Genomic DNA, 15,786 nt, shown 5'->3' with positions numbered 1-15,786 from the left:
AGAATTGACAATCTTTGCTAAATATTACCCACTGCCATCAGAGGTGCATGATGGCGACCATGAACGTTTCCCTGCCTGACGCCATGAAAGACTGGGTGGAAGGCCGCGCCGAGACCGGGCGCTACAGCAATGCCAGCGACTATGTGCGCGACCTGATCCGCCGCGACCAGGAACGCGCCGAGAAGGTCGCCGCCATGCAGCGCCTGATCGACGAAGCCGAAGAGAGCGGTGTCGGGACCAGCTCCATGGACGACATCCTGGCGGCGGCGCGCCGCCGGCTGCGGGCCAGTGCGGATGGCCTATAGGCTCAGTCGCAAGGCCGAGCAGGATATCCTCGATATCTACCTGACCGGAGCGGGCGCGTTTGGGCAGGGCCAGGCCGAGCGCTATCATGCGGGGCTGGAAAGGGCGTTCGCGTTTCTCTCCGAGTTCCCGCTCGCCGCTCCCGAACGCGACGAACTGGGCCGCTCGTCGCGCGTCCATCCTTACAAGAGCCACATCATCATCTACCGCCTCGACGGGGCGGACATCTTCATCCAGCGTGTTCGGCATGGATCCGAAGATTGGCTTCCCTGAAGGGTCAGGGGCCCGCCTTTTGCCCCCGCCCTGAGTCTCCTGCTACACCTTCGCCACAAGCAATCCTTGCGTAGCGGTTGAAATCGCGCGCAACTCGCCTTAGGGTCGAAACGTGCAAGATCTCGCTCAAGCCGTCTATCTCACGCTCGCGATCGCCGTCGTCGGAGGCTACCTCCTCGGCTCGATCCCGTTCGGCCTGATCGCCACCCGCCTCGGCGGGGCCGGCGACATTCGCCAGATCGGCTCGGGCAATATCGGCGCGACCAATGTGCTGCGCTCGGGCCGCAAGGATCTGGCGGCCATCACCCTGCTGGGCGACGCCGGCAAGGGCGTGCTGGCCGTGCTGCTGGCCCGCTGGCTGACGAACGACAGCGCCGCCATCGTCGCCCTGGCCGGCGGCGCGGCGTTTCTGGGCCACCTGTTTCCCGTCTGGCTGAAGTTCAAGGGCGGCAAGGGCGTGGCCACCTTCTATGGCGTGCTGCTGGCCGCCTGCTGGCCCGTGGGCGTGCTGGCCGCCATCACCTGGCTGGCCATGGCCGCCCTGTTCCGCATCAGCTCGCTGGCCGCCCTGACCGCCGCCGCCCTGGCCGCGCCGTTCGCCCTGGCCACCGACCAGCCCTATGCCATGCTGGTGCTGGCCCTGTTCATGGCCGTGCTGATCTTCATCCGCCACCGCGAGAACATCGCCCGCCTGCTGAAGGGCGAAGAACCCAAGATCGGCAAGAAGAAGACGGCGGAGACCCCGCCTCCGGCCGCGTGATTTCGGGCCGCCTCTCGGACGTTCAGCGCCTGGCCTGGCTTCGGCTGGCGCGCACCGAGACGGTCGGCCCCGTCGCCTTCGAGCACCTGCTGGCCCGCTTCGGCACGCCCGAGCGCGCCCTGAGCGCCCTGCCCGACCTCTCCCGTCGCGGGGGGCGGGCCACGCCGCTGAACATTCCCCTGCGCGAAACCATCGAGCGGGAACTGGAGGCCGGCGCGGCCCTGGGCGCGCGGCTGCTGTGCGGTTGCGAGCCTGACTTCCCCGCCCGCCTGACCGCCCTTGATCCGCCGCCGCCGGTGCTGTGGGCCCTGGGCCGGGCCGAGCTTCTGCCCCAAGCCAGCATCGCCATCGTCGGCGCCCGCATAGCCTCGGCCGCCGGCCAGCGCTTCGCCCGCCAGCTGGCCGCCGAGCTGGGCGAGGCCGGCCATGTCATCGTCAGCGGCATGGCGCGCGGCGTCGACGGCGCGGCGCATGAGGGCGCGATGCGCACCGGCACGGTGGCCGTGCTGGGCGGCGGAATTGGCGACATCTATCCGCCCGAACATGCTTCGCTCCATGCCCGCATCGCCGTGGAGGGCTGCGTGGTGTCCGAAAGCGCCCCCGACCGCCGCGCCCAGGCCAAGGACTTCCCGCGCCGCAACCGCATCATCTCCGGTCTGTCGCTGGGCGTGGTGGTGGTCGAGGCCGAGCTGAAGTCCGGCTCGCTGATCACCGCCCGCCTGGCCGCCGAGCAGGGCCGCGATGTCTTCGCCGTGCCCGGCTCGCCGCTGGACCCGCGCGCCCGGGGGACCAACGACCTGATCCGCCAGGGCGCGATCCTGTGCGAAGGCGCCGAAGACGTCCTGCGCAACCTATCGGGCCAGACCCATCTGCGCGAGCGCGAGCGGGACTATGACGGCGAGCCGGCAGCCGACATTGACTTCGACGCCCTGCGCGAGCGTCTGGCCGCCCTGCTCTCACCCACGGCCGTTTCGCGCGACGAACTGGTCCGGGCGACCGGCGCCCCGACCTCGGCGGTGATGGCGGCCCTGGTGGAACTGGCCCTTGCCGAACGGGCGGAGCTGCTGGCCGGAGGGATGGTGGCGGGGGTTTGATGCGACGGCGCCTTGCCCCAAGTACTGGATATCAGTACTGTGGACATTGAATTCGAATGGGACCCTGAGAAGGCTCGGAGCAACCTCGCCAAACATGGGGTTGATTTCAAAGACGCCTGTCACGCGATCCTGGACCCTTGGCGGATGGAGGATGTCGATGACCGGTTCGACTACGGCGAAGAAAGGATCCAGATCATCGGCGCCTGCTTCGGGGCCATCCTCTTCGTCGTCACCGTCTCACATGTCCAAAATCACTACCGGATCATCTCAGCCAGACCCGCCAACCCCGTCGAAAGCAAAAGGTACTTTCGTGGTGCGTAGCGGCGATCTGCCGATGGGCAAGACCGACTGGGATCGCCTCAAGGCGATGACAGACGAAGACATCAACGCCGCCGCACTGTCCGATCCCGACTGCCCGCCGCTGACCGAGGAGCAGCTATCCCGGTTCAAGCGCGTCAACGCGATCAAGGATATTCGCGGTCGGCTAGGCATGACCCAGGCGGCGTTCTCTGCGGCATTCCGCTTGCCGCTGTCGACAGTCCGGGATTGGGAACAGGGTCGAACCACGCCAGACGCGCCCGCCAGAACGCTGCTGACGGCGATAGCCCGGGATCCCGAGACGATGCGAAGGCTGGTCGGTGGCGAAGCGGCCTGATCGGCGACTTCTGGCCTGAAATCCTAGACGCTGAGGTCGATCATCAGCCCGGTGCCCTGGGCCGGGGCGGCGCGAATGGCGTCGCGCAGGCGGTCGGCGATCTGCGCGCGTTCCGCGTTGGAGGTCACCGGCTTGACGGGCTGGATCGGCGAGACATAGGCCTCGGTGGCGATCCGGTTGATGGTCGAGACGTTCATGAGCGCCAAAAAGGTTTGGGTTCAGTCTCCACTATCACCCGACCGACCTTAACAATCGGCTACCAAATCGCGGGAAACGGCGCCGTTTGAACAGGCCGCGTTGACAGACACCCCGTCGCGCCCCCACTTTCCGCCGCTCGCCTCCAGGGCGATCCTCCCCCAGGGTACAAGAGTCCTAATGAACGTCGTCGTCGTCGAGAGCCCGGCCAAGGCCAAGACCATCAACAAGTATCTCGGGTCCGACTACACGGTTCTCGCCTCGTACGGCCATATCCGCGACCTGCCGTCGAAAGACGGCTCGGTGGAGCCCGACAACGATTTCGCGATGAGCTGGGAGATCGACGCGAAGTCGTCCAAGCGCGTCGCCGACATCATCGACGCGATGAAGGGGGCCGACCGCCTGATCCTGGCCACCGACCCCGACCGCGAAGGGGAAGCGATCAGCTGGCACATTCTGGAGGTCCTTCAGAAGAAGAAGGCGGTCAAAGGCATGACCGTCCAGCGCGTGACGTTCAACGCCATCACCAAGGCGTCCGTCCTCGAAGCGATGGCCAATCCGCGCGACATCGACATGGAGCTGGTCGAGGCCTATCTGGCCCGCCGCGCCCTGGACTACCTGGTCGGCTTCACCCTCTCGCCCGTCCTGTGGCGCAAGCTGCCGGGCAGCCGCTCGGCCGGCCGCGTCCAATCGGTCTGTCTGCGGCTGATCGTCGAGCGCGAGATGGAGATCGAGCGCTTCAAGACCCAGGAATACTGGAGCGTCGACGCCGACGTCTCGGCCGGCGCCGATCCGTTCCTGGCCCGGCTGGTCAAGCACGAAGGCAAGAAGCTCACCAAGTTCGACCTGAACAACGAGGGCTCGGCCCTGGCCGCCAAGGCGGCGGTCGAAAAGGCCGTGTTCAAGATCGCCGCCGTCGAGAAGAAGCCCGGCAAGCGCTCGCCCGCTCCGCCCTTCACCACCTCGACCCTGCAGCAGGAAGCCTCCCGCAAGCTGGGTTTCAGCGCCCAGCGCACCATGCAGGCGGCGCAGAAGCTCTATGAAGGCATCGACATCGGCGGCGAGACCGTCGGCCTGATCACCTATATGCGAACCGACGGCGTGGCGGTCGGCCCCGAGGGCATCGCCGAAGCCCGCGACGTGATCGGCAATGTCTATGGCAAGGACTACGTCCCCGAGACGCCGCGCTACTACAAGGTCAAGGCCAAGAACGCCCAGGAGGCCCACGAAGCCATCCGCCCGACCAGCCTGGGCCGCAATCCGGGCTCGCTGCGCCTGGAGCCGGATCTGGGCCGCCTGTACGAGCTGATCTGGAAGCGGATGATCGCCTCGCAGATGGAAAGCGCCCGCATCGAGCGCACCACGGTCGACATCGAAAGCCACGACGGCCAGACCGGCCTGCGCGCCACCGGCCAGGTCGTGCTCTTCCCCGGCTATCTGACCGTCTACGAAGAAGGCCGCGACGACGACGGCGACGAGGACAGCGCCCGCCTGCCGATGATCGAGGACGGCGCCAGCGCCAAGGTGATCGACGCCCGCGCCGACCAGCACTTCACCGAACCGCCCCCGCGCTATTCGGAAGCCAGCCTGGTCAAGAAGATGGAAGAGCTGGGGATCGGCCGTCCGTCGACCTACGCCTCGGTCCTGACCGTGCTGCGCGACCGCGAATATGTGAAGATGGAGAAGAACCGCTTCATCCCGGAAGACAAGGGCCGCCTGGTCACCGCCTTCCTGGAGCAGTTCTTCCGTCGCTATGTCGAATACGATTTTACCGCCGGCCTCGAAGAGCAGCTGGACCTGGTGTCGGACGGCAAGCTGGACTGGAAACAGTTCCTGCGCGACTTCTGGAAAGACTTCGCCGCCGCCGTCGGCGAGATCGCCGAACTGCGCGTCACCAATGTGCTGGACGCGCTGAACGACGCCCTCGGCCCGCATATCTTCCCCGACAAGGGCGACGGCTCCAACCCGCGCACCTGCCCCACCTGCGGGACGGGCATGCTGTCGCTGAAGGTCGGCAAGTTCGGCGCCTTCATCGGCTGTAGCAACTATCCCGAATGCCGCTTCACCCGCCAACTGGCCACCGCCGAAGGCGAAGGCGAGGCCGAGGCCGCCGACAAGGACCTGGGGATCAATCCCGAGACCGGTCGCTCGGTGTGGCTGAAGAACGGCCGCTTTGGCCCCTATGTCGAAGAGCCGCCGGCCGCCGAGAGCGGTGACAAGCCCAAACGATCCAGCCTGCCCAAGGGCTGGCTGCCGGCCGCCGTCGATCTTGAAAAGGCCCTGCGCCTGCTGGCCCTGCCGCGCGAAGTCGGGATGCACCCCGACGACGGCAAGAAGATCACCGCCGGCCTTGGCCGGTTTGGGCCCTTCGTCCTGCACGAGGGCACCTACGCCAATCTGGAAAACCCCGAAGAGGTGTTCGACATCGGCCTGAACCGCGCCGTCGCCCTGCTGGCCGACAAGCGGGCCGGCGGCGGGCGTCCGCAGCGTGGCCAGGCCGCGGCCCTGGCCGACCTGGGCGTCCACCCCGAGGACGGCAAGCCGGTGAAGGTGCTGTCGGGCCGCTTTGGTCCCTACATCAAGCACGGCGACACCAACGCCAATGTGCCCAAGGGCGCTGATCCGGCCGCCCTGACCCTGGCCGAGGCTGTGGTCCTGCTGGCCGAACGCGTCGCCAAGGGCGGCGGCAAGAAGCCGGTGAAGAAGGCGGCCGCCAAGAAGGCCCCGGCCAAGGCGGCGACCAAGGCTCCGGCCAAGGCAAAGGCGGCCGCTGACGGCGCGGCTCCGGCCAAGAAGGCGCCCGCCAAAAAGCCGGCGGCCAAGAAAGCGGCTCCTAAAAAGGCCGCCGCCAAGAAGCCCGCAAAGTCTTCAACCGAGACGGGGGCGTGACCCTACCCATGTTTGCGATCCGGGGTTAGATTACCGGCATGACGTCGCTTGAACGCCCCCTGCCCCTGACCGTCGTGGTCGCCGGCCTGATCCTGGTCAGCGTCTTGGGCTTCGTCATGGGCGTGACCAATGCTTTGAAGGGCGGCAAGCCCAACACCAGCGCCTCGACCGCGCCCCTGGCCGAGGTGTCGGGTGTGCCGGTCAAGGACGCGGCCCCGGCTCCGCTCTACGTGCCGGCGCCGCCCGAAAAGCCCAAGGTCAAGGCCGTCGAGGTCAAGACCGCCGAGGCGGAAGCCCCTCCAGCGGTGATCGAGACCCCACCGGCGCCGTCGGAAGCCGCGCCGACGGCTGCAACGACCCCGCCGGCCCAGCAGCCGCCGCGGTCGATTGAGGACCTCTACTGAGCTACGCCGGTTAGAAGCCCCCGAGAGCGGACGTGCTTACGGTCTGCTCGGCGTGGTGAGCGGCCATCAGCCGGGCTGATCATCTCCTTGAGGGAGCAGTCATATGGCAACATCGTTTTACGATTTGAGCGTTGCTTGCTTCGCGCAGACACTAGCAGCCATGGCAGGCTTTCTTGACCGTAGCCGACGTCACTACATCGACATCGGTCGTGACCCAAACGATCTGACGACATGTCGCTTGGTTGAGGACATGGCATCGCTGAAGTTCCAAGTTATTGCTGTAGCGCATTACTCGGTAGGCGCAATTCAGGGTATTGAAAGCGGAGTGTTCGAGCCTCCAAAAGCATCGCGACCGCTTGAATATCGAGAATTGGAAGAGACGACCCAACGCGCTCGAAAAGCGCTGGAGTTACTGGACCGTAAACAGATTGATGACCTCGCCAATCGCGACGTCCTATTTCAGTCAGGCGACGTAAGCCTGCCGTTCACTGCTGATAGCTTCATTTTGTCATTCTGCCTCCCCAATCTCCATTTCCACGCGACGACGGCGTACGACATCCTGCGGGTAAATGGCGCGCCGATCGGAAAGCGGGACTACATGGGACGACTGAGAGTTAAGACCTAGCGGACTGGAACCGAGGCTGGCGAATGTCGCTTTCGGGTCGAAATTTGCCCTCGCCCCCCTCGCCGCAACCGAACTCTAGATCATCATCGCGACCCATTCCCTTGCCGACGGACGCGTGCCCGGCAAATCGCGGCCGGTTCCAGCGTCTTTCCCTTGGCCATTCCCCCCGCTGCCGGGTTATCCCAGCACATGGCCAAACCGCGCACGCCCAAGTCGTCGAAATTCCCCGCTGCTCCCAAGCCGCCGCAAGGCCTGCCGGATCGTGAGACCCTGCTGGCGTTCCTGCGCAGCGCCGGCGAGAGCGGCAAGGCCGACATCGCTCGCCACTTTGGTCTGAAGGGCGCCGATCGCCGCGCCCTGCGCGAAATGCTGCGTGAACTGGAGGCCCAGGGCGACCTGGGCAAGCGCGGCCGCAAGGGCTTTGCCGAGGCCGGCTCGCTGCCGCCGGTGGGCGTGGCCGACGTGGTCGATCGCGACGCCGACGGCGACATGTTCGTCAAGCTGACCAAGTCCGGCGACGACGCGCCGCTGGTGCGCCTCTCGCCGGCTCGCAACGAAAACGCCGGCGGCGCGCCGGGCATGGGTGACCGCCTGCTGGTGCGCTTCGAGCGCCTCGAAAACGGCGAGATGGAAGCCCGGCTGATCAAGAGGCTGGGCCAGAGCGCTCACAAGATTCTGGGCGTGATCCGCCGGCATCGCCGCGAGATCCGGGTCGAGCCCGTGGATCGCAAGTCCAAGGAAAGCCTGATCCTCAACGAGCAGGAGGCCAAGGACCTGAAGGACGGCGATCTAGTCATCGCCCAGGTCGGCACGGCCGCGGGTCGCTATGGCCCCAAGCAGGGCAAGGTGCTGGAAGTGGTGGGCCGCGAGGACCATCCGCGCGCCGCCTCGCTGATCGCCATCCACAGCCACGGCATCCCGACCGGTTTCTCCGAAGAGGCTGAAGCCGAGGCCGCCGCCGCCAAACCGCCGACGCTGGAGGGCCGCGACGACCTGCGCGACCTGCCGTTCGTGACCATCGACCCCGTTGACGCCCGCGACCATGACGACGCCGTCTATGCCCATCCTGATCCCGACGCGAACAATGTGGACGGCTGGATCGTCTGGGTGGCCATCGCCGACGTCGCCGCCTATGTGCGCCCGGGCTCGGCGCTTGACCGCGAGGCCCGCGAAAAGGGCAACAGCGTCTATTTCCCCGACCGGGTGGAGCCGATGCTGCCCGAGGTGCTGTCCAACGGCCTGTGCTCCCTGCGTGAAGGCGAGAACCGCGCCACCCTGGCGGTGCGGATGGTGTTCGACAGCGCCGGTCGCAAGAAGAGCCACCGCTTTGTGCGCGGCCTGATGCGCTCGGCCGCCAAGCTCTCCTACGAGCAGGCCCAGGCCGCCATCGACGGCGTGATCCCGCCCGACGGCCAGGACGGCGACAAGGCCCCGCCCCTGCTGGATCCGATCCTCAAGCCCCTGTGGACCGCCTTCCGCCTGATGGGCAAGGGCCGCGACATCCGCTCGCCGCTGGGCATCGAGAGCGACGAGCGCAAGATCGTCATCACGAAAGAGGGCGAGATCGCCTCGATCAATCGCCGCGCCAGCCTCGAGGCCCACAAGCTGATCGAGGAGATGATGATCCAGGCCAATGTCTCGGCCGCCGAGAGCCTGGAAGCCAAGCGCACGCCGCTGATCTATCGCGTCCACGACACACCCAGCCAGGAGAAGGTCCAGAACCTGGCCGAGTTCCTGGCGACGCTGGAGATCAAGTGGAACAAGGGCGAGGCCCCGCAGACCTCGCGCTTCAACAAGCTGCTGGACGAAACCCGCGACGGGCCGCATGCCGCCATCATCAACGAGGTGGTGCTGCGCACCCAGATGCAGGCCCACTACAGCGCCGACAATCTGGGCCATTTCGGCCTGAACCTGGCCAAGTACGCCCACTTCACCAGCCCGATCCGGCGCTATGCCGACCTGATCGTACACCGGGCCCTGATCCGGGCGCTGGGGCTGGGCAGCGATGGCCTGACCGATCAGGACATCAGCCAGATCAAGGATACGGCCGAGACCATCACCTATGCCGAGCGCCGGGCCATGGCCGCCGAGCGTGACGCCACCGACCGCTATATCGCCGCCTTCCTGTCCGACCGGGTGGGGGCGACGTTCAATGGCCGCATCACCGGCGTCACCCGCTTTGGCCTGTTCGTGAAGCTGGACGAGACCGGGGCCGACGGCCTGATCCCGATCTCGTCCCTGGGCGCAGAGTTCTTCGTCCATGACGAACGCATGCACGCCCTGGTCGGAGAGCGCACCGGCAAGCGCTGGCCGCTGGGCCTGAATGTCGAGGTCAAGCTGGTCGAGGCCACCCCGGTGACCGGCGGCCTGCTGTTCGAAATGCTGAGCGAGCCGCTGCCGGCAGATCCCAAGGCGCCCTTGCCAAGGCTCGGGGCCCGGCGTCAGGCGGCGGTCAAGCCGCGTGGCGGGCTGCCCAAGGGCGTTCGGCGCGGCAAGCGGCGATAGCATGCGCCCCGACCTCGACCAGTTCCACGCCATCGCCATCAGCCGCCTCGCCCACCAGCTCAAGGCCGAGGGCCGCTCGGTGATCCACATGGAGTTCGGCCAGCCCTCGACGGGTGCGCCGAAGGCCGCGATCGCCCGCGCTCACCACGTGCTGGACACCGACGGCCTGGGCTATTGGGAGAGCCCGGCGCTGAAGGCTCGCATCGCCCGGCACTATGACGACAGGCACGGCGTGCATGTCGATCCCGAGCAGATCATCCTGACCTGCGGCGCCTCGCCGGCCCTGGTCATGGCCCTGGCCTCGTCGTTCGAGGCCGGCGACCGCGTGGCCCTGGCCCGGCCCGGCTATGTGGCCTATCGCAACACGCTGAAAGCCCTGAACCTGGTTCCGGTCGAGATCGCCTGCGGGCCGGAAGATCGCTACCAGCTGACCGCCGCCCACCTGGCGGCGCTGGATCCCGCCCCGGCCGGCGTCATCGTGGCCAGCCCCGCCAACCCGACCGGCACCGTCATCGCCGACGATGAAATGGCCGCCATCGCGGACATATGCCGTACACGGAATATCCGGATCGTCAGCGACGAAATCTATCACGGCCTGTCCTATGTCGGCCCCGTCCGCTCCATGCTGGAGTTCGAGCCGAGCGCCCTGGTGGTCAACAGTTTCTCGAAATATTTCAGCATGGTGGGCTGGCGGCTGGGCTGGCTGCTGTCGCCGCTGGAGCATGTGCATCGGGCGCGGGCCTATATGGGCAACCTGTTCCTGACCGCCCCGTCGCTGAGCCAGCACGCCGGCCTGGTGGCCATGGACTGCCACGAGGAGCTCGACGGCCATGTCAAGGTCTATCGCCGGAACCGCCAGCTGCTGCTCGACGCCCTGCCCTCGCTGGGCCTGGCGAAGATCGCGCCGCCGGACGGGGCTTTCTACATCTGGGCCGATATCGGCCACCTGACCGATGACTCGATGGCGTTCTGCCAGCAGTTGTTGACCGACACGGGGGTCGCCACCGCCCCGGGCATCGACTTCGATCCCGTCGAGGGACACCGGTTCATGCGGATCAGCTTCGCGGTGTCGACGGCGGAGGTCGAGGAGGCTTTGCGGCGGCTGGTCCCTTGGTTTGCCGGCCGCTAGCTGCTCCCCCTCTGGGGGAGCTGGCGCGGAGCGACTGAGGGGGCTATCGCGGCATCCGCCCAGCTAGCCCCCTCCGGCCCTCTGGGCCACCTCCCCCAGAGGGCCGGAGGATCTAAGTCGCGCCCCCTACTTCTTCTCCAGATAATCCAGCGCCATGAACACCTCGGCCTTCACGCCGGTTTCCAGCACCGCCTCGTCGATGTCGAAATAGGGCGAGTGATTGGCCGGGGCGCCAGCGGCCGGAACGCTGGCCGGGCGACCGCCCAGCTGGATGAACACGCCCGGAACTTTCTGGGCGTACATCGAGAAATCCTCGGCTCCCGTCACCAGGGCGGCGTTGTCGTCAACCTTGCCGGGCGAGGCTTTCGACAGCGAGGTCTTCACCCACTTCGACAGGTCGGGATCGTTGTAGGTCACCGGATAGGGCTGGGTGAACACGGCCTGCGCCTTGGCTCCGTAGCGGTCGCCGATGGCGGCGACGCTCTTCTGGACCTTGTCGATCAGGTCGGCCCGGCGCTCGGTCGAGAAGGTGCGCATGGTGCCGCCCATCACCAGGTCTTCCGGAATGATGTTCTGGCGCATGCCCATGTTGATCGTGGCGATGGTCACGACCGAGGGCGACACCCCGACATCGACCTGACGGGCGGCGATCTGGTTCATGGCCTGGATGATGTCGGCCGCGACGCTGGCCATGTCGATGCCGGCCCAGGGCCGCGCGCCGTGGGTCTGCTTGCCCTTCACCGTGATCGCGATGCGGTCGGACGAGGCGTAGAAGCCCATCGGCCGGTAGTTCAGCAGGTGGGCGTCGGCCGGGCCGATGTGCAGGCCGAAGATGGCGTCGACCTTGGGCTGGTCCAGAGCCCCATCCTGGATCATCAGCTTGGCGCCGCCTTCCTCGCCGGCCTGCGGGCCTTCCTCGGCGGGCTGGAAGATCAGGACGACCGTACCCTTGATGTCGGCCTTCATGCCGGCCAGCACCGTGGCGGTTCCCAGCAGCATGGCGACATGGGTGTCGTGGCCACAGGCGTGCATCACCGGCACCGTGCGGCCTTCCCAGGTGGCGGTGACCTTGGAGGCGAACGGCAGGCCGGTCTTTTCCTCGACCGGCAGGGCGTCCATGTCGGCGCGCAGGGCCACGACCTTGCCGGGCTTGCCGCCCTTGAGGATGCCGACCACGCCGGTCTTGCCCACGCCTTCGCGGACCTCGAAGCCCAGGGCCTTCAACTCCCTGGCGACGAGGGCGGCGGTTCGGACCTCCTGGTTGCCCAGTTCCGGGTTCTGGTGAAGGTCGCGGCGCCAAGCGACGACCTTGGGCTGGACCGCCTTGGCGGCGGCCTCGACCTTGGCGGCCGAAGGCGCGGCCAGGGCCGGCGCGCCGAAAGCCAGGCCAGCCATGATCGCCAGCGTCGAAACCCGTCCAAACATGCGCGTCGTCCTCTGAAAAGCCGGCGGACATTGGGGTGCTTGCAGCGGGATGGTCAAGCTGACGTAAGGGGCGGCTTTGCGAATGGCGCGATCGGACTAAGCTTGGGCCATGGACGAGCCGATCGACGCCAAATTCGACACGATCAACGACGCCGCCGTGCGCGAGCCGGGCACCGGCGTGCTGCGACCGCGCCACGCCGCCACCCTGATCATCGTGCGCACCGACGCGGCCAAGCCGCGCCTGCTGATGGGACGCCGCGCGGGCGGCCACGCCTTCATGCCCGACAAGTGGGTGTTCCCCGGCGGCCGGGTGGATCGCGGCGACTATCGCGCCCCCTCGGCCAGCGAGCTTGCGCCCGAGGTCGCCGCCCGGCTGACCCACGAGCCGCGCCACCCCAGCCCAGCCACCCTGGCCCGCGCCCTGGGCCTGGCGGCCATCCGCGAGACCTTCGAGGAGACAGGCCTGCTGCTGGCCCGTCCCGCGCCTTCACGGCCCGCCGCGGGGGCCTGGCGGCCCTTCCTGGCCCAGGGGGCCCTGCCCGACCTGGCGCCGCTGGCCTTCGTGGCCCGGGCGATCACCCCGCCCTATCGCACCCGCCGCTTCGACGCCCGGTTCTTCATGGCGTCGGCCGAGGCCCTGATCAGCCTGGACCGCCAGCCCGACTGCGGCGAGCTGGACGAGATCGCCTGGGTGGATTTCGACGAGGCCATGGCCCTGGACCTGCCCAATATCACCCGCTTCGTGGTCGCCGAGATCGGCCAGAGGTTGAAGGATGCTGGACGCCCCGCCCCCTTCATGCGTTTCCTTAACGGCGCCCGGAACCTGACCTATGTCTGAGCCGGCGCCTCTGGGGGGAGATCGACATGCTGGTCCTTCTGTTCGCGTCCGCATTGGCGACCACGCCGCCGGCACCTGAGCCCGAGATCAGTCGACTGGCCTGGATGACGGGCTGCTGGATGCAGGTCCGCTCCAATGGCCGCGTCGACGAGCAGTGGATGGCCCCCGGCGGCGGCGTGATGCTGGGCATGAGCCGCACCCTGAAGGACGGCAAGGTGCGCGAGTTCGAATTCCTGCGAATCGCGCCCGGCCTCGACGGCAAGCTGGTCTTCAGCGCCCAGCCTTCGGGCCAGGCCGAGGCGGACTTTCCGCTGAAGGAGATCACCGACGACACGGTGGTGTTCGAGGACGCCGCCCACGACTTTCCCCAGCGGATTCTGTACAAGCGCGTGGACGCCCGGACGATTATCGGCCGGATCGAGGGCCAGATCGGCGGCCAGGCCCGATCGGTGGACTATCCCTACACGCGGTGCCCCGCTGGCAATTGACTTTGGCGCGTTGATGAGTATGTTCCGCGCCTCTCATTTCCAGCGCGCGGGTACCCTGCGCGATACCGCAGGGATTCGACCATGGCCAAACCGGCTTCAATCAAGATCCGCCTGAACTCGACGGCGGACACCGGCTTCTTCTACGTGACCAAGAAGAACGCCCGCACCAAGACCGAGAAGATGGTGCTGAAGAAGTACGATCCGGTCATCCGCAAGCACGTCGAATTCAAGGAAGGCAAGATCAAGTAGATCTGCCTGACCGGTACGACACGACAAAACGCCCGGCTAGCGATAGCCGGGCGTTTTTGATTCTGGGGGCTTGATGACTTGCCCCCTCCGCGCTGCGCGCTCCTCCCCCGTAGGGGGAAGATGAGAGCGTCCTCCCCCTACGGGGGAGGACGACCGCGAAGCGGTCAGGAGGGGGCGAGTCTTCCGGCTAACAATCGTGCCCCGCCCCCAACGGCCGGCACCGTCCATCAATGTCCGCCGGCGGCTTCACGCCTGTCACCGCCGCGATGGTGGGGGCGATATCCACCGTGTCCAGCGGCAGGACGCGCTCGCGGGGCGCGCCGTCCTTCCACCAGAAGATGATCGGCACCCGGCGGTCATAGTCCCACGGGCTGCCGTGGGTGGAGACATAGGTCGCGCCGGCCGTTGCGGGCACGAGGTCGGGCTTGAAGGCGACGACGATGTCGCCTGAGCGACCCGGATAGGCGCTGCGGCGCATGCGTTCGCGGATCGAGATTTCCTCAGGCGAGGTGTCGACCGGCTCCGGAGCCAGGGTCAGCAGACTGTTGACGTCGAACGCCTCGACCACCTCGGGCTGGCGCGAGACCAGGGCCAGGGCGGCGGCCGTGACGCGCATGTGCTCGACCGGCGGCAGGGCCTTCCTGTCTGGACCGACGACATCGATGGTGTTGATGCCGCCATCGGCGACCAGCGGGTCGTAGGCGAGGCCCAGGTCGGCGCGAAGCGTCTCATTCAGCTTGGCCAGCCACGGCTTGGTGGCGATGCGGCCCGCGTCATAGCCCTCCTCGTGCAGGCGCTCGGGCATGTCAGCGCCGCCATGGTCGGCGGACAGCACCACTAGAACCCCGCCCTTGGCCTTGCCGACCTTGTCGAGGAACTCGCCCAGGCGGTCATCCAGACGGGCGATCTGGTCGCACATCTCCGGGCCGCGCGTACCGTAGCGGTGGCCGATATAGTCGGTGGCCGAAAGGCTGACGGTCAGGACATCGACCTGGGGCCCGTCGCCCAGCCCGTAGGCGTCTCGCAACTGGGCCGCCAGTTCCAGGGTGACCTGATCGGTATAGGGGCTGGAGCCCAGGTCGCGCAGCTTGCCCGCCTCGTCACCCGCGACGGGGATCGGCAGGGCCGCGCGCCATTGGCGTCCGCCGGTCTCGTAGTCGGCCTCCAGCGCCTTGCAGCGCCTGGCCGAGCCGCCGGTCAGGGCGTCGACCGGGCTCTTGGCGTAGTTCCAGACGAACGGGTGCTTCTTCAGGTCCGCCAGCATCCTGGCATTGAAGGCCGCCACCGGCTTCAGACGCGCCTCGGCGGTCTCGCCCGGCGGCACATAGGTGGTGAAGCCAAAGCCCGGCTGTAGCCAGAAGGCGCCGTCGGCCTTGTGGCCCGACATGGTGATCGCGCCACGATCCTTGCCCGAGACGCCGAACACCCGGCTGGTCGGGGAGACGGCCTTCAGCCAGTCGCCATAGGTGGTTGCGACCATGTTTTTCGGGCTGACGGCGCGGCCCTTGGCATCGTGGGCCAGGACGACGCTGTCGTCGCCCAGGCAATAGACCTGCTTGCCCAGGCCGGCGTCGTACCAGTCGTTGGCGCTGATGCCGGTCTTGTTGGGATGCTTGCCCGTCAGCAGGGTGGAGTGTCCCGGGCAGGTCTCGGTCATGGCGTGCGACTGATAGCCGCTGGGATAGACCACGCCTTCCCGCGCCAGCTTGCCCAGGCCGCCGGTGAACTCGCTCCGATGCTGGGCGAACAGATTGGCGCTGAACTGGTCGATCGAGATCACCACCACCAGCCTGGGATCAGGTTTGGTGAGGGCGCGAGGCTGGGCCAGGACCGGAGCACTGAGGGCGAGCGCGGCGCAGGCAAGCGCGCCGGACGTAAGCAGCTTATTCATCCCGGCTAAAAAGCCCGATCGCCTGCTCCGTGCAAGGAGGGACGCGGTCAGGAGCCCAGGAAA

The 15,786-nt window shown here is 67.3% G+C and carries 17 protein-coding genes; 14 read left to right on the top strand and 3 right to left on the bottom strand.

The window, feature by feature from the left end; genetic code table 11:
• The first annotated feature begins 50 nt into the window (after positions 1 to 50).
• From ACW176_RS13850 to ACW176_RS13825, 6 genes are all read left to right on the top strand, one after another.
• Positions 51 to 305 (top strand): type II toxin-antitoxin system ParD family antitoxin, encoded by a 255-nt coding sequence (locus tag ACW176_RS13850; protein WP_492109528.1) that lies wholly within the window; start codon positions 51 to 53, stop codon positions 303 to 305.
• Complete coding sequence (locus tag ACW176_RS13845; RefSeq protein WP_492109527.1) at positions 295 to 576, top strand: type II toxin-antitoxin system RelE/ParE family toxin; 282 nt, start codon at positions 295 to 297, stop codon at positions 574 to 576. The genes ACW176_RS13850 and ACW176_RS13845 overlap by 11 nt, the downstream gene beginning before the upstream one ends.
• Positions 577 to 688: 112 nt before the next feature.
• The gene (gene plsY / locus ACW176_RS13840) at positions 689 to 1,336 is read left to right on the top strand and encodes a glycerol-3-phosphate 1-O-acyltransferase PlsY (RefSeq protein ID WP_492109526.1); all 648 of its coding nucleotides are present in this window, start codon (positions 689 to 691) and stop codon (positions 1,334 to 1,336) included.
• A complete protein-coding gene (gene dprA, locus ACW176_RS13835) occupies positions 1,333 to 2,430 on the top strand; it encodes a DNA-processing protein DprA (RefSeq protein WP_492109525.1) in 1,098 nt (365 codons plus the stop codon). The genes plsY and dprA overlap by 4 nt, the downstream gene beginning before the upstream one ends.
• Positions 2,431 to 2,469: 39 nt before the next feature.
• Entirely contained in the window at positions 2,470 to 2,751 is a 282-nt protein-coding gene (locus ACW176_RS13830; RefSeq protein WP_492109524.1) for a BrnT family toxin, read from the top strand.
• Between the two features lie 13 nt (positions 2,752 to 2,764).
• Complete coding sequence (locus ACW176_RS13825) at positions 2,765 to 3,085, top strand: helix-turn-helix domain-containing protein (protein WP_492109523.1); 321 nt, start codon at positions 2,765 to 2,767, stop codon at positions 3,083 to 3,085.
• Between the two features lie 23 nt (positions 3,086 to 3,108).
• On the opposite strand, the gene ACW176_RS13820 is transcribed toward ACW176_RS13825, so the two are convergent.
• On the bottom strand, positions 3,109 to 3,282 hold the full coding sequence (locus ACW176_RS13820) for a hypothetical protein (protein WP_419317302.1): 174 nt from the start codon (positions 3,280 to 3,282) through the stop codon (positions 3,109 to 3,111).
• Between the two features lie 178 nt (positions 3,283 to 3,460).
• Here ACW176_RS13820 and topA point away from each other — a divergent pair, with 178 nt between their 5' ends.
• The 5 genes from topA to ACW176_RS13795 all read left to right on the top strand — a co-directional run bounded on the left by topA (position 3,461) and on the right by ACW176_RS13795 (position 10,832).
• Positions 3,461 to 6,169 (top strand): type I DNA topoisomerase, encoded by a 2,709-nt coding sequence (gene topA, locus ACW176_RS13815; protein ID WP_492109522.1) that lies wholly within the window; start codon positions 3,461 to 3,463, stop codon positions 6,167 to 6,169.
• A 38-nt stretch (positions 6,170 to 6,207) separates the two neighbouring features.
• Positions 6,208 to 6,573, top strand: a complete 366-nt coding sequence (locus tag ACW176_RS13810) for a hypothetical protein (RefSeq protein WP_492109521.1) — start codon at positions 6,208 to 6,210, stop codon at positions 6,571 to 6,573.
• A 103-nt stretch (positions 6,574 to 6,676) separates the two neighbouring features.
• The gene (locus tag ACW176_RS13805) at positions 6,677 to 7,198 is read left to right on the top strand and encodes a DUF1993 family protein (protein WP_492109520.1); all 522 of its coding nucleotides are present in this window, start codon (positions 6,677 to 6,679) and stop codon (positions 7,196 to 7,198) included.
• A 189-nt stretch (positions 7,199 to 7,387) separates the two neighbouring features.
• Positions 7,388 to 9,703: a ribonuclease R gene (rnr, locus tag ACW176_RS13800; RefSeq protein WP_492109519.1), complete on the top strand. Its 2,316-nt coding sequence runs from the start codon at positions 7,388 to 7,390 to the stop codon at positions 9,701 to 9,703.
• Position 9,704: 1 nt separating this feature from the next.
• Positions 9,705 to 10,832 carry a pyridoxal phosphate-dependent aminotransferase gene (locus ACW176_RS13795; RefSeq protein WP_492109518.1) on the top strand — a complete coding sequence of 376 codons (1,128 nt, stop codon included), beginning with the start codon at positions 9,705 to 9,707 and terminating at the stop codon, positions 10,830 to 10,832.
• Between the two features lie 126 nt (positions 10,833 to 10,958).
• Here the strand turns inward: ACW176_RS13795 and ACW176_RS13790 are convergent, their stop codons facing one another.
• Positions 10,959 to 12,257 carry an amidohydrolase gene (locus tag ACW176_RS13790; RefSeq protein WP_492109517.1) on the bottom strand — a complete coding sequence of 433 codons (1,299 nt, stop codon included), beginning with the start codon at positions 12,255 to 12,257 and terminating at the stop codon, positions 10,959 to 10,961.
• 109 nt (positions 12,258 to 12,366) lie between these two features.
• Between ACW176_RS13790 and ACW176_RS13785 the strand changes: the two genes are divergently transcribed.
• The 3 genes from ACW176_RS13785 (at position 12,367) to rpmG (ending at position 13,832) form a co-directional block, all read left to right on the top strand.
• On the top strand, positions 12,367 to 13,095 hold the full coding sequence (locus tag ACW176_RS13785) for an NUDIX hydrolase (RefSeq protein WP_492057515.1): 729 nt from the start codon (positions 12,367 to 12,369) through the stop codon (positions 13,093 to 13,095).
• 26 nt (positions 13,096 to 13,121) lie between these two features.
• Positions 13,122 to 13,583 carry a DUF6265 family protein gene (locus tag ACW176_RS13780; protein WP_492109516.1) on the top strand — a complete coding sequence of 154 codons (462 nt, stop codon included), beginning with the start codon at positions 13,122 to 13,124 and terminating at the stop codon, positions 13,581 to 13,583.
• An 81-nt stretch (positions 13,584 to 13,664) separates the two neighbouring features.
• Positions 13,665 to 13,832 (top strand): 50S ribosomal protein L33, encoded by a 168-nt coding sequence (gene rpmG / locus ACW176_RS13775; RefSeq protein ID WP_007673017.1) that lies wholly within the window; start codon positions 13,665 to 13,667, stop codon positions 13,830 to 13,832.
• 187 nt (positions 13,833 to 14,019) lie between these two features.
• Here rpmG and phoY read toward each other — a convergent pair whose 3' ends face one another.
• Positions 14,020 to 15,723, bottom strand: coding sequence for an alkaline phosphatase PhoY (gene phoY, locus ACW176_RS13770; RefSeq protein ID WP_492109515.1), 1,704 nt, complete (start codon positions 15,721 to 15,723; stop codon positions 14,020 to 14,022).
• Positions 15,724 to 15,786: the final 63 nt, after the last annotated feature.

Source organism: Caulobacter sp. FV1ye13L, assembly GCF_058681155.1.
The sequence above is the reverse complement of the archived record's forward strand: the minus strand, read 5'-3'. Positions and strand labels throughout refer to the sequence as shown.